Annotated in this window: 12 protein-coding genes; 8 read left to right on the top strand and 4 right to left on the bottom strand. The window is 73.1% G+C overall.

What is annotated here, in order from left to right; all coding sequences use genetic code 11:
• The first annotated feature begins 108 nt into the window (after window positions 1–108).
• Window positions 109–1,518 (top strand): threonine synthase, encoded by a 1,410-nt coding sequence (gene thrC, locus Q7A36_RS17825; protein ID WP_305105078.1) that lies wholly within the window; start codon window positions 109–111, stop codon window positions 1,516–1,518.
• Window positions 1,519–1,537: 19 nt separating this feature from the next.
• Here the strand turns inward: thrC and Q7A36_RS17820 are convergent, their stop codons facing one another.
• Window positions 1,538–2,512, bottom strand: a complete 975-nt coding sequence (locus Q7A36_RS17820; protein WP_305105077.1) for a hypothetical protein — start codon at window positions 2,510–2,512, stop codon at window positions 1,538–1,540.
• Window positions 2,513–2,688: 176 nt separating this feature from the next.
• On the opposite strand from Q7A36_RS17820, the gene Q7A36_RS17815 reads away from it, so the two are divergent.
• The 5 genes from Q7A36_RS17815 (at window position 2,689) to Q7A36_RS17795 (ending at window position 8,100) form a co-directional block, all read left to right on the top strand.
• The gene (locus tag Q7A36_RS17815) at window positions 2,689–2,910 is read left to right on the top strand and encodes a hypothetical protein (RefSeq protein ID WP_305105076.1); all 222 of its coding nucleotides are present in this window, start codon (window positions 2,689–2,691) and stop codon (window positions 2,908–2,910) included.
• A gap of 418 nt (window positions 2,911–3,328) precedes the next feature.
• Complete coding sequence (locus Q7A36_RS17810) at window positions 3,329–4,594, top strand: M16 family metallopeptidase (RefSeq protein ID WP_305105075.1); 1,266 nt, start codon at window positions 3,329–3,331, stop codon at window positions 4,592–4,594.
• A gap of 83 nt (window positions 4,595–4,677) precedes the next feature.
• The gene (locus Q7A36_RS17805) at window positions 4,678–6,018 is read left to right on the top strand and encodes a TldD/PmbA family protein (RefSeq protein ID WP_305105074.1); all 1,341 of its coding nucleotides are present in this window, start codon (window positions 4,678–4,680) and stop codon (window positions 6,016–6,018) included.
• Between the two features lie 243 nt (window positions 6,019–6,261).
• A complete protein-coding gene (locus Q7A36_RS17800) occupies window positions 6,262–7,404 on the top strand; it encodes an acyltransferase family protein (protein ID WP_370655680.1) in 1,143 nt (380 codons plus the stop codon).
• A gap of 288 nt (window positions 7,405–7,692) precedes the next feature.
• Entirely contained in the window at window positions 7,693–8,100 is a 408-nt protein-coding gene (locus Q7A36_RS17795; RefSeq protein ID WP_305105073.1) for a hypothetical protein, read from the top strand.
• Here the strand turns inward: Q7A36_RS17795 and Q7A36_RS17790 are convergent.
• Both Q7A36_RS17790 and Q7A36_RS17785 read right to left on the bottom strand, forming a co-directional pair.
• Window positions 8,051–9,298, bottom strand: a complete 1,248-nt coding sequence (locus tag Q7A36_RS17790; protein WP_305105072.1) for an MFS transporter — start codon at window positions 9,296–9,298, stop codon at window positions 8,051–8,053. The genes Q7A36_RS17795 and Q7A36_RS17790 overlap by 50 nt on opposite strands.
• A 205-nt stretch (window positions 9,299–9,503) precedes the next feature.
• Window positions 9,504–11,090, bottom strand: coding sequence for an ABC transporter substrate-binding protein (locus Q7A36_RS17785; protein ID WP_305105071.1), 1,587 nt, complete (start codon window positions 11,088–11,090; stop codon window positions 9,504–9,506).
• A gap of 160 nt (window positions 11,091–11,250) precedes the next feature.
• On the opposite strand from Q7A36_RS17785, the gene Q7A36_RS17780 reads away from it, so the two are divergent.
• Together Q7A36_RS17780 and Q7A36_RS17775 are read left to right on the top strand one after the other, a co-directional pair.
• The gene (locus Q7A36_RS17780; protein ID WP_305105070.1) at window positions 11,251–12,234 is read left to right on the top strand and encodes a Tim44 domain-containing protein; all 984 of its coding nucleotides are present in this window, start codon (window positions 11,251–11,253) and stop codon (window positions 12,232–12,234) included.
• A gap of 279 nt (window positions 12,235–12,513) precedes the next feature.
• Entirely contained in the window at window positions 12,514–12,696 is a 183-nt protein-coding gene (locus Q7A36_RS17775) for a hypothetical protein (protein ID WP_305105069.1), read from the top strand.
• 70 nt (window positions 12,697–12,766) lie between these two features.
• Here the strand turns inward: Q7A36_RS17775 and Q7A36_RS17770 are convergent, their stop codons facing one another.
• Window positions 12,767–13,495, bottom strand: a complete 729-nt coding sequence (locus Q7A36_RS17770; protein WP_305105068.1) for an outer membrane protein — start codon at window positions 13,493–13,495, stop codon at window positions 12,767–12,769.
• Between the last annotated feature and the right edge of the window lie 9 nt (window positions 13,496–13,504).

Genomic DNA, 13,504 nt, shown 5'->3' with positions numbered 1-13,504 from the left:
TGCCATGCCGGACCCGTCCGGCGGCCGCTCCGTCCTGGCGGCCAGGGCGCCGATTCATGCGTCCCGGCGTTTCCGGCCTGCGGCGATCTGCTCTAGGTTGCCGGCCCCATGCACTACCTCAGCACCCGCGGCCAGGCCGCGCCCCGCGACTTCGAAGGCGTCCTCCTCGCCGGCCTCGCCGAGGATGGCGGGCTCTTCCTGCCGGCGGCCTGGCCCAGCCTCTCGCCCACCGAGTGGCGGGGGCTGCGCGGCCTGCCCTATGCGGAGCTCGCGGCACGGCTGATGCACCGCTTCGTCGGCGACACCATCAGCTTCGCCACGCTGCAGGGCATGACCGAGGCCGCCTATGCCGGCTTCGGCACCCCGGCCGTCGCGCCGCTGGTGCAGCTCGACCACCGGACCTTCGCGCTCGAGCTCTTTCACGGCCCGACGCTCGCCTTCAAGGACATGGCGATGCAGCTGCTCGGGCGGCTCTTCGACCATGTGCTGGCGCGGCGGGGAGAGCGGATCACCATCGTCGGCGCGACCTCGGGCGATACCGGCTCGGCCGCCATCGAGGCCTGCCGCGACCGCGACGCCATCGACATCGTCATCCTGCATCCGGAGGGGCGGACCTCCGAGGTGCAGCGCCGGCAGATGACGACGGTGCTTTCGGACAATGTCGCCAACCTCGCCATCCAGGGCAGCTTCGACGACTGCCAGGACCTGGTGAAGGCGATGTTCGGCGACGCCCCCTTCCGCGCGGAGATGCGGCTGGCCGCCGTCAACTCCATCAACTGGGCCCGGGTCGCGGCGCAGATCCCCTATTACGCCTATGCGGCGCTCTCGCTCGGCGCGCCGGACCGGCCGGTCGCCTTCTCCGTGCCCACCGGCAATTTCGGCAATTTGCTCGCCGCCTGGGCCGTCCGGGAGATGGGGCTGCCGGTGGAGCGGCTGATCGTCGGCTCCAACCGGAACGACATCCTGACCCGCTTCCTCGCCGCCAACGACATGTCGGTGAAGGGCGTGGAGCCCAGCCTCTCGCCCAGCATGGACATCCAGGTGAGCTCGAATTTCGAGCGGCTGCTCTTCGAGCTGGTCGGGCGCGACCCGGAGGTCACCGCGGAGATCATGCGCCGCTTCCGCGCCGAGGGGCGGATGCCGGTCCCCGATGCCGCCTGGACGCGCGCGACGGCGCTGTTCCACGGCTTCGCCCTGTCCGACGAGGGGACGCTCGAGGAGATCCGCCGCCTCTGGGAACGGCAGGGCTACCTGGCGGACCCGCATACCGCCATCGGCACCGCCGCGGCGCGCGCCCATGCCCCGCGCGACCCCGGCATCCCCGTGGTGGTGGCCGCCACCGCCCATCCCGCCAAGTTCCCCGATGCGGTGGAGCGGGCGACCGGGCTGCGGCCGCCCCTGCCGCCGCGCCTTGCCGATCTCTACGGGCGGGAGGAGCGGTATTCGGTCCTGCCGAACGGCCTCGGCGCGGTGGAGGACTTCGTCCAGGCGCATACGCGGCGCAACCGCGCGGGCTGACCCGGCGCGGCGATCCGCTCTAGCGTCCGGCCTCGGGGCCCTCCGGCGCCCGGCCGAGCCAGAAGCGGTCGCAGGCCATCGCCAGGGCGGTGTAGTCGGCGACCGCGACCTGGTCGGAGCCCTGCGCCGTGCCGGGCCCGCGCAGGATCCGCCCGATCAGGTCGTCGAGCCGTCCCGCCGCCCCCGGCAGGCCGAGGGCGGCGAGGTCGCGTGCCGGCGTGTCGCCGGCCTCGAGATAGCGGTTGGAGGAGGCGGGATCGGGCGCCGCGACGCGCACCATGACGACCCGCGTCGCATAGGGCGGCTGGCCGCCGGGATCCATGGCGGTGATGCCGCACAGCATCCCGGCCAGCACGCTCGCCGGTGGCGAGGGCCGGAAGAGGGTGCAGAAGACCGGCGCCATGCCGGGGCTCGGCAGCCGGAGTTCCAGGCACATCGCATGCCCGAACAGGCCGACCGTGCCGCTCGCGCTGACCCGGCCGAGCGCGAGGGTCTGCGAGTAGGTGGCGAGGAGGCCCTGGCCGCGCCGCGGCGCGATCGCGACATCCAGCGTGCCGCGGATCAGGCGGCCGCGGTAATGCGGCGACTGGGCATGCGAGTAGCAGGCATAGCGGCCGCAGAGATAGCTGTCCGGCTGCGCGGCCGGCGCCGCGCCGGGCCCGGCGGGAGCGAGGCCGGCCTCGCGCAGCAGCGCCTGCGGGTCCCGGGCCTGCCGCTCCGCGAGCGCCGCCACGAATTCCTCGAGCGTGCAGCCCGCGAGCCAGGCGGCGGGCCGGTCCCCGGTGCCGACCAGGCGGGCCCAGTCCTCGTAGACCCGGGCCGAGCGCGGCAGGGCGCGGCCCTGCATCCATTTGTAGGACCGCTCCAGGTCGAAATCGGAGTTCGGGTTCACCCGACGGAAGGCGGCGCAGAGGTCCTTCTGGTTGGCGCAGCCCAGCAGGGCGGCCGTGACGCGCAGCTTCTCCGGTATGTCCCTGGCCGTCACGCTGACCACGCCCGCACTCTCCCTCGCCCATCCGGGCGTCAACGCTTCGCCCCGGCCCATCCCTGGAATTTCCTGGACGTTCCTCGGGTTTCCCGGGCCGGCGCGATGCCCCGGTGCTCTGCTGCGCCGCGGCACGCCCCGGGCCATCCCGGTCCTGTCTGCGCCCGCCCGCCGAGGAGCATCCCGTGACCGATTTCGTGATCGTCGTGGCCACCCTGGCCGCCCTCGCCGCGCCCGGCCCCGTGCCGGCCAAGGTGCCGCTGGATGCGCCGACCATCGGGTTCCGGCTCTATGGCGATCTCGCCGCCTGCGAGCGGGCGGTGGCCGCGGCGGTCGCGCCGGCCGGCCGGCGCCTCGTCTGCCTGCCGGTCGCGGCGCCGGAGACGGAACTGGCGAACGCCTACTGAGGCGTCCCGATGACCGAAGGGCCGGATGGCCCGGAGGTCTGAATCGGCTCGCCCAACATACAAGGCGTCCCGATGACCGAAGGGCCGAAGGGGTCCCCACGAAGCGGCGCTTCGTGGGGTGCCCCGGATGGCCCGGAGGTCTGAATCGGCTCGCCCGACATACAAGGCGTGCGGATGACCGAAGGGCCGAAGGGGTCCCCACGAAGCGGCGCTTCGTGGGGTGCCCCGGATGGCCCGGAGGTCTGAATCGGCTTGCCCAACATACAAGGCCTGCCCGCGCCGCTGCCGCTCCGCTGCGGCTGCCCCCGCCGGATGGCGGGAAAGGTCGCGCTGGCGGCGGTCCGGTACTACATGACAGTCTGACGCATCGCCGGCCGGGCGGCCGCCCCCATCCGCCGCCTCTGCCCAAGGAGCCAGAATGTCAGACGCCGTCCGCCTCACCCGCCTGCCCAATGGCCTGACCATCGTCTCCGAGACCATGCCGCGGGTCGAGACCGTCTCCATCGGTGCCTATGTCGCCGCCGGCACGCGGCACGAGACCGCCGCGGAGAACGGTGTCTCGCACTTCCTCGAGCACATGGCCTTCAAGGGCACCACCCGCCGCAGCGCCGCCGACATCGCGCGCGAGATCGAGAATGTGGGCGGCCACCTCAACGCCTATACCTCCCGCGAGAACACCGCCTATTACTGCAAGGTGCTGAAGGAGGACGTGGGGCTGGCCGCCGACATCATCGGCGACATCCTGACGCACAGCACCTTCATCCCGGAGGAGCTGGAGCGCGAGCGGGGCGTCATCCTGCAGGAGATCGGCCAGGCCAACGACACGCCGGACGACATCATCTTCGACCACTTCCAGGACACCGCCTATCCGCAGCAGCCCATGGGCCGCCCGACGCTCGGCACCGAGGACGTCATCAAGGGCATGCCGCGCGACGCCCTGGTGAACTACATGCGCCACCATTACGGGCCGGAGCGCATGGTCATCGCCGCCGCCGGCGCGGTGGAGCACGAGACGGTGGTGGACCTGGCCAGGCGCCACTTCGCCAACCTGCCGACCGTCGCGCCGCTGCCGCCCGAAGGCGCCCGCTATGTCGGCGGCGAGTTCCGCGAGGAGCGTGACCTCGATCAGGTCCATATCGTCCTCGGCTTCCCCTCGACCGGCTACAAGGACCGGCTGCACTACCCGACGCTGCTGCTCAGCACGCTGCTCGGCGGCGGCATGTCCTCTCGCCTGTTCCAGGAGATCCGGGAGAAGCGCGGGCTGGTCTATTCCATCTATTCCTTCGCGCATCCCTTCCAGGATGGCGGGCTCTTCGCCGTCTATGCCGGCACCGGCGAGAAGGAGGCCGGGGAGCTCGTGCCCGTCACGCTCGAGGAGCTGCGCAAGGTGCAGACCGACGTGACCCAGGACGAGCTGGACCGTGCCAAGGCGCAGTTCCGCGCCAGCCTGCTGATGTCGCTCGAGAGCACCGGCAGCCGCACCGAGCAGCTCGCCCGCCAGCTCCAGGTGCATGGCCGCGTCATCCCGGTCGAGGAGACCAAGGCGAAGATCGCCGCCGTCACCGTCGAGGACGTGCAGGAGGCCGCCCGCGCCGCCTTCCGCGCGACGCCGACCCTGGCCGCGCTCGGGCCGGCGGGCAAGGTGCCGGGGCTGCCGCAGATCGCCGAAAAGCTCGCCGCCTGAGCGAGGGGGCGCTGCCCCCTCGCGCTCCCCCGCCGGGGCCAGGAGCCTGGCCCCGGACCCCGGCCTGAGTCTCGGGAGATCCCATGTCCCACGTCGATACCCTGCAGGACCTCGTCGCCGCCGCGCGGAAGGCCGGCGCCGATGCCGCCGACGCCATCCTGGTCAGCAACGCCTCGCTCTCCGTCTCCCGCCGCCTCGGCAAGATCGAGCAGCTCGAGCGCGCCGAGGGCTTCGACCTCGGGCTGCGCGTCTTCGTCGGCCAAGGGGGGCAACTTCGGCAGGCGATCGTCTCCTCGACCGATCCCTCGCCCAAGGGCTTCGCCGCCCTGGCCGAGCGCGCCGTCGCCATGGCCCGCGTGGTGCCGGAGGATCCCTTCACCGGCCTTGCCGATGCGCCGGACGGCCTCACCACCGTCGACCTCGACCTCGCCGACGCCGCCGAGCCGACCGCCGAGGACCTGATCGCCCGCGCCGCCGCCGCCGAGGAGGCGGCGCTCGCCGTCCAGGGCGTGACCAATTCCGAGGGCGCCGAGGCCGGCTGGGGCCGCTACGCCATCGCGCTCGCGGCCAGCAACGGCTTCGCCGGCGAGTATGTCCGCACCAGCCACTCCGTCTCCGTCACCGCGCTGGCGGGGCAGGGGACCGGGATGGAGCGCGACTACGACTATTCCAGCACGGTCCACCTCGCCGACCTCGAGGACGCGGCCATGCTCGGCCGCCGCGCCGCGGAGAAGGCGGTCGCCCGCCTCAACCCGCGCCGGCCGAAGACCGCGCGCATCCCCGTCGTCTACGATCCGCGCGTCGCCGCCTCGCTGCTCGGGCATCTCACCGGCGCCATCAACGGCGCCGCCGTCGCCCGCGGCACCTCCTTCCTGCGGGACAAGCTGGGCCAGCGCGTCATGGCGGCGGGGCTCACGCTGGTGGACGACCCGACGCGCCGGCGGGGGCTCCGCAGCCGCCCCTTCGACGGCGAGGGCATGCAGGGCACCCGCCGCGCCATCGTCGAGGACGGCATCCTGACGACCTGGGTGCTGGACTGGCGCAGCGCCCGCCAGCTCGGCATGGTCTCCACCGGCCATGCCAGCCGCGGCACGGGCGGCCCGCCCTCGCCCTCCACCACCAATCTCTGGCTGGAGCCGGGCAGGCTGACCCCGGAAGCGCTGATGGCCGATATCCGCGAGGGTCTCTACGTCACCGAGCTGATCGGCATGGGCGTCAACGGCGTGACCGGCGACTACAGCCGCGGCGCCGCTGGCTTCATGATCCGCGACGGCGCGCTGGCCGAACCGGTCAGCGAGATCACCATCGCCGGCAACGTGAAGGACATGCTGCTGGAGCTGACCCCGGCCGACGACCTGCAATTCCGCCGCGGCACCGACAGTCCGACGATCCGGGTCGAGGGGCTCACCATGGCCGGCGGCTGAGCCTTTGTAGAAGAAGGCCCGTCAGCCCCGGGCGCGGACAGAAGAAGCACGTGGTTTCGACGCGCGCTTCTTTCGTAAGTTAGGTTGTTTTACATTTTCTGCGACCGAGAACCGGATCGGTCCGCCTGGAAACCGCGTGATCCCCCGCGGGCGTTACCTGCGGGTACAGGCGGACGCTCCTAATCTTCCGGCAGGGACAATGGGCCGCCAGGGCCCGCCACCTCAAGCCGGGGGGATCGCCCAATTCGTATCCACGCGCTCGACTCCCTGCGGGGCGTCGCGGCCTTCGCGGTCGTCATCTATCACTGCCTCCTCGTCTATCCCGACCTGTGCGAGACCCTCGCCGACAAGGGCGTCCCCTTCTTCCGGACGGCGCAGGACCCCGTCGCCGTCGCGCTGCTGACGCTGACGCCGCCCAGCCTGTTCTGGAGCGGGCGGGAGGCCGTGCTGCTCTTCTTCGTCCTAAGCGGCTATGTCCTGGCGCAGGCCTTCCTGCGCGGGCCGCAGCCCTGGCTGCCCTTCGTCATCCGCCGCGCCTGCCGCCTGCTGCTGCCCTGCATCCTCGTCATGCTCCCGGTGGCGCTGCTGGTTGCGCTGCTCGACCCGGCGCCGCACCCGGGCTGGAGCGCCTGGGCCAATGGCCAGTGGACGGGCGAGGTGACGCCGGGCGGCGTCCTCTCGCACGCCCTGCTGGTCGCGCAGCCCTATGGGCTCAACAGCCCGCTCTGGTCGCTGCACTACGAATGGCGCGTCTCGCTGGTCTTCCCGCTGCTGGTGATGCTCGCCGCGGCGGGGCCGGGCCTCGCGCTCCTCGTCAGCCTGCTCTGCGCCGTGATGGCGGCGGCGGAGTACCGGCTGACGGGCATGGGCTGGATCTCGCCCCTGCTCTTCCTCCCGCATTTCATGGCCGGCGTGCTGCTGGCGCAGGCGGGACCGGGCCTGCCGGCGCGCATCGCGGCGCTGCCGCGCGGCCCGCGGCTCGGCCTCTGGGCGCTCTGCTACCTGCTGCTGAACTGGCGCTGGCTGGCCCCGGGGCCGGCGCTGTCGCTCGACCTGATGAACGGCCTCGGCGCCGCGCTGCTCATCGCGCTGGTCCTCGCCTCGGCCCGCGCGCAGGCGGTGCTGGCCTGGCGTCCGGTCGCCTGGCTGGGGAAGGTCTCCTTCAGCCTCTACCTCGTGCATGTGCCGGTGATCCTGGCCGCGCTGCACCTCGCGCCGCCCGCCTGGCCGCTCTGGTGCGTGCTGGCCGGGGCGGTGCTGGCCTCCCTGCTCTTCGCCTGGGTGCTGTTCCACCTGGCGGAGCGGCCCTCCATCTGGCTCGGCCGCGCGCTGGCGCGGCGCGCGCCCGGCGGCGCGGGCCGGGCCGCGGCCCGCGCCGCGGCGTGATGCCGGCCGGATCGCGGGCAGGTCGGCGCGCGGTCGCGCACCAGGCCGGAGGCAATGCCGGCCTGGGCCCACCGCCGCCGCGCCCGGATGACGGCGCCGCCGGCCTTCGACGGATGGACCGATGCACGGCCCCAGGCGTTTCCGGCCGCCGGCGATCCGCCCTATAGCCGCGCCGGAACCGGGCGCGCGGCCGCCCTGTTGAGGCGTGCCGATGACCGAAGGGCCGGATGGCCCGGAGGTCTGAATCGGCTCGCCCAACATGCAAGGCGGCACGGGAGGGCAGGGGCAATGGCGGTCAGGGACTGGCGCAAGGCGCGCGAGCAGATGGAGCGGGAGGCGATCGCCGCCCTCGCCGAACTCGTCGCGGACGAGGAGGGGGCGCTGCCGCCGCGGGACATGGCCACCCTCGCCGTCGTCACCGCCCATCAGGTGCCGGAGCTGGTGGAGATGGGCGCCTTCCAGGCGGGCGACTTCGACGACGCGGCGCTCGAGGCGATGGCGGTCGTGGTGGACGTCGCCGCGGGCTGGGAGGATGAGGAGGAGCCGCTCGCCGGCTTCGTCGAGGACCTCGACGAACACGACCTGATGCGCCTCGGCCGTGCCGCCCGCGTCTGGGCACGCGCGGTCTGGACGCAGATGGTCCCGTTCAGCGAGTTGGAGAAGCAGACGACGCTGGATTCGCTGCGGCAGGCGTGACCGCGTCGCGCGCCGTCTCCGGCATCGCCTGCCAGAACAGCAGCGCGCCGGCGGCGGCCGTTGCGGCGAGCGCGAGGAAGGCAGCGGAATAGCCGGCCTGCACCACCACCCAGCCGGCCGCGGCATTGGAGAGCGAGGCGCCGATCCCCTGCGCGGTCGCGACCGCGCCGAGACCGGCGCCGAAATGCCCGGTCCCCTTCGTCAGGTCGGCCACGATCATCGGCATCAGCGCGCCGAACAGCCCGGCGCCGACCCCGTCCAGGCACTGCACGCCGACCAGCCACCAGGCATCGTCCGAGAGCGTGTAGAGCCAGCCGCGCAGCGCCAGCACCGCGAAGCCCGCGAGGAAGAGCGGCTTCCGCCCCCATGCCTCCGCCTTCGCGCCGGCGAGCGCGGCCATCGGCACCATGACGAGCTGCGCCGCGACGATGCAGGCCGACATCAGCGCCGTGCCCTGCTTCAGGTCCTGCTGCGCCAGCTTCTGCCCGACCAGCGGCAGCATCGCCGCATTGGCCAGGTGGAACAGCGCGACGCAGAGGGCGAAGACCAGCAGTGGCCGGCAGGTCGCCAGCACCCGCCAGGCGGAGGCGCCCCCAGCCTGCCCGCCGTCATCGGCGCCGCGGGCCAGCGCCGGGTCGATCCGCTCCGCCGGGATGGCGAAGGCGGCCGCGAGGCTGGCCAGCGCCATGCCGCCGAGCAGCCAGAACACCGCGACCGGCCCGAACCAGAGCGAGAGGCCGCCCGCCGCCGCGGCGGCGACGGCATTGCCGGCGTGGTTCCAGGCCTCGTTCCGGCCGGTGCGGCGGGCGAAGGCGGCGCGCCCCGCCAGCCCGAGCGTGAGGCCGGCGATGGCCGGCGGGAAGACCGCGGCGGCCATGCCGCTGCCGGCCTGCAGCGCCGCGACCGGCCAGAAGCCGGGGAAGAGCGGGATCAGCAGGCAGGCCGCGGTGACCATCAGTGCCGCCACGGCGATGACCGTCCGCCGCGCCGCCACCGCATCCACCAGCGCGCCGGCCGGGGCCTGCGCCAGCAGCCCGGCGATGCCGGAGACGGCCAGCACCAGGCCGGTGGCGGCCTGGTCCCAGCCCTGCGCCAGCAGATAGACCGCGAGATAGGGCCCGAGCCCGTCGCGGACATCGGCGAGGGCGAAGTTCAGCGCGTCCAGCGCGCGGGCGCCGGGGACGGAAGGGCTGGACATGCGACGGCTCCGGGATCGGCGGCCCGCCAACGCTGGCGCTGCCGCGGCGGTTCGGGCCGGGGCCGGTTACACCTCGCTCACCCGTCCGGGCCGGGGAGGCCGGCACGGCCGCTGCCCGGTGCGGCGGGCCGGTCCAAGGCACTGTCTTGGACGCCCGCCGCGCCGTCGGGCGCAGGCGTCGAAGGGCTCCGGTCCTCGGCGCGCGTCAGTCCACCCGGATCTCGCGCACCTGCACCTGGTTGTCGGCGCGGTGCGTCACCTGCACGCCCTGCCGCACCGCCCAGGGGATCATCATGTGGTAGAGCGGGATATGGCCGAGCTCGGCATTGTGCAGGGCATGCGCCTGCCGGATCAGGCCGCGCCGCGCCTCCGGGTCGGCCTCCGTCTCCACCCGCCGCACCAGCGCGTCGAACTCGGCATTGGAATAGCCGCCGACATTCCAGCTCGCGCTGCCGGCCATGCTGCGCGAGGCCATAACGGCGCGCAGCGTGTAGAGCGCATCGAAGGTCGGCACGCCCCAGGAGAGCACGTAGAACTGCGCCTCCCGCCGCTGCAGCCGGCCGAGGAAGACCGTGTTCGGCACCAGGTTCAGGCTCGCCTTGATGCCGACCTGCGCCAGCATGGCGACGATCGCCTGGCAGGCCTCGTCATAGGTGCCGACCGGGCAGTCCAGCGTGGTGGTGAAGCCGTTGGGATAGCCCGCCTCGGCCAGCAGCGCCCGGGCGCGGTCGCGGTCATAGGGCAGCCGCCTGTCGAGGTCCTGCGACCAGCCGTTCACGAACTGCGTCCACATCGAGCCGGTCGGCACCGCCTGGCCGCGCAGGGTGCGACGCTTCAGCGTCTCGACATCCACCGCCTGCGCGATCGCCTGCCGGACGCGGAGGTCCTTGAAGGGATTGCGGCCCTTCACGTCGCTCGACGCAAGCTCCTCCGCCTCCTGGTTCATGGCGATGAAGACGGTGCGGTTCTCCTGGCCCTCGAGCACCCGCAGCCGGTCGTTCCGCTTGATCCGCTCCACGTCCTGGCTGGGGACGACATGCACCATGTCCACCTCGCCCGAGAGCAGGGCGGCGACCCGCGTCGCGTCGGAGGCGAGGACGATATAGTGGAACTCCGTGACGTTGCCGGTCGCCGCCTTGGCCTCGATGCCCCACCAGGCGGGGTTGCGGGTCATGACGGTGCGCTGGTCGACCTCCCGGCGGGCGATCACGAAGGGCCCGGTCCCGTTGGTGTTGCGGCTGGCGAAGGTTTCCTCCTTCTGGCCGAAATTCTGCGGCACGGCGCTGCGGTTCGCCTCCGCCCAGCCCTTGTCCATGATCAGCACGCGGCTCATCTTGTCCGGGATGGTGGCGTCCGGCGCGCGGGTGAGGACGTCGAGCGTCAGGCGGTCCACCACCTCGGTGCCCGCGACCGTATCGACGTAGATGCCGTAATTGCTGGTCGGCGCCCGGGCGCGGCCGATGGAGAAGGCGGCGTCCTCGGCCTCGAAGCTCTCGCCGCCGCTGAACCGCACGCCGTCGCGCAGGTGGAAGCGCCAGCGGGTCGGCTCCACCTGCTCCCAGCGCACCGCCAGGCCCGGATGCAGCTTCAGGTCGTCGCCGCGATGCGTCAGCGGCTCGTAGACCTGGGACACCACCAGATAGGTAAACAGCGCGTTGGTCGCATGCGGGTCGAGCGTCGCGGCATCGGTCGCGGTGGCGAAGCGGAAGGGCTTCGGCGCGGTCTGGGCGGCGGCGGGGGTGGCGAGCAGCGGCGCGGCACAGGCCGCGGCCAGGGCGAGGCGTCGGATCATGCGAGGTCTCCCGGGCGGTTCGCGCCAGCCTGCGGTGCCGCCGGCCCCGGCGCAACCGGCCGCATCCGCCATCCGGCGGGGGCACAGGGAACCGTCGCAATCGTCCCTGCGCTTCCCTATATTGCAACCAAGTAAGATGATGCCGGAGAAACCCCAGACCATGCGTCGACCGTCCTTCCTGCTCGCGGCCTTCGCCGCCGCGGCTCTCGCGCTCGCGCCGGCGCTGGCCGATGCGCGGCCGGGCGGCGGCTTCTCCAGCGGCAGCCGCGGCTCCCGCACCTATAGCCCGCCGCCCTCCACCCAGACCGCCCCGGGCACCGCCGCGCCCATGCAGCGGAGCTGGACCGAGCCCTCGCGGCCGAATGCGCCCTATGCCCAGCCCTCGCCCTATCAGCGGCCGCCGATCGGCCAGCCCAACCCGGCGGGCGGCTTCTTCTCCCGCAGCCCCTTCATGGCCGGCCTGCTCGGCGGCCTGATCGGCACGGGCCTCGGCGGGCTGCTCTTCGGCCATGGCCTGTTCGGCGGCTTCACCGGCTTCGGCAGCTTCCTCGGCCTGCTGCTGCAGATCGGGCTGGTCGTGCTGCTGGTCCGCTTCGCGCTCGGCTGGTTCCGCCGGCGCCAGGGGCAGCCGGCCTATGCCGGCGCCCCGGGCGGCATGGCGCGCCAGGCGCAGGACAACATCGGCCACGGCCCGCGGCCGTCCTATGGCGGTGGCGGCGGCGCCGCGGCGGGCGAGCCCATCCAGCTCACCCCGGCCGATTTCCAGGCCTTCGAGCGTGCCCTGCTCACGGTGAACGAGGCCTGGTCGCGCCAGGATGAGCGCGCCATGCGCGGCGTCGCCACGCCGGAGATGATGGCGTATTTCGGCAATGACCTGCGCGACCTCGCCAGCCGCGGCTGGAAGAACGAGACGCGCGACACCGTGCTCGAGAAGGGCGACCTGGCCGAGGCCTGGCGGGAGGGCGCGCGGGACTTCGCGACGGTCGCCATGCGCTTCTCCCAGATCGACGTCACGCGCCGCGTCAGCGACGGCGCGGTGGTGGAGGGTGATCCCGCCCGCCGGCAGACGGTGACGGAGCTCTGGACCTTCACCCGCACCCAGGGCGGTCCCTGGCTGCTCTCGGCCATCCAGCAGACCCGGTGATGCCGGGGGCCGGCGATGGGTGACCATCGCCGGTCCTTCCTGCGCGGCGGCGGCGCGCCCCGACCGGGCCGTCCGTGCTGGCCCGCGCGTTGCGGGCGGGGCGGGATGGCGCTGCCGCCCGTGCTGCCGTCAATCAGTCACATTCGCTTCGCCTGTGATGCGCCGCACAGGCGGAGCGGTCGCAATTGTGGTGAACCGGGGCCAAATGATGGCATCATCGTGGCAGCCGCCCCTCCTGGCCGGGACGGCCGCCGCAGCCATCGGAGGAGAACCCGATCCATGATCGCCCTGTGCTTCCTCGCCGTCCTCGCCGCCCTCGGCGGGCTCGCCTCGGTGGGGCTGGCGCTCGGCCCGGCGGCCGCCATGGCGCCCGCGGCGCTGTTGGCCGCGCCCGCCCTTGGCGCCGTCTCGCTTGCCAGCGGCCTCGCCGCCGCGGTGGTCGCCCTCCGCCGCGCGGGCTGAGCCGGTCCGAGGACCGAAGCGCCGCAGGGCGCGGCGGTTTCGGTCGGGCCGCTCGGCGGACAAGGCGCGGTCAGGGCGCCGGCGTGCTGAAGGCGTAGCGCAGGCCCACGACCAGGGCGTGGTTGTGGTTGGTCGCCTCCACCGCAGCGTCGCGGAAGCCGAAGCGGCCGAGCTGGGCGCCGAAATTCACCGTTTGGTCCGCGACGCCGAAGAACCGGTACTCGGTGGTCAGGGACAGCCCGCGCACCAGCCCCGACAGATCCCAGGAGAGGCCCGCGAAGGCCTGGTAGGCGAAGCGGCCGTCCACGCCATAGGTCCCGGCGCCGGCCGAGCCGCTGCGCATGATGATGTTGCGATAGGCTGACCAGGCATAGCCGCCGCCGAGGCCGAGATAGGGCGTCACCGGCACGCCGAGGCGGAGGCGCAGAGGCAGCGCATCGTAGATGAGGTTGGCCATGACCGCGTAGGTATCGGCCGAGCCGGAGAAGGACGGCTTGCCGGGGATGCCGGTGAGGCTGATGGAGTCGACGTCGTTCGTCCGGTAGCTGAACTCCGCCTCCGTCCGCAGGGCGCCGAAGCCCCAGCCCGCGCTGCCCTGCGCGACCAACCCGCCGCCGCTGAAGCCGACCCGGCCGGAGGTGCCGAGGCCGAGGCGGCGCGCCATCGACGCTTCCGGCTCGCGCAGCGTGAGGTCCGACTGCTCCCGGAAATTCACCCCGACGCCGGCCGCCACATAGGGACCATAGGTCTGCGCCGCCGCAGGGGTGGCCAGCGCCAGCATGGCGGTTCCGGCCAGCACGTTTTGTCG

This window comes from Paracraurococcus lichenis (genome assembly GCF_030657435.1).
Taxonomy (GTDB): Bacteria; Pseudomonadota; Alphaproteobacteria; order Acetobacterales; family Acetobacteraceae; genus Paracraurococcus; species Paracraurococcus lichenis.
The sequence above is the reverse complement of the archived record's forward strand: the minus strand, read 5'-3'. Positions and strand labels throughout refer to the sequence as shown.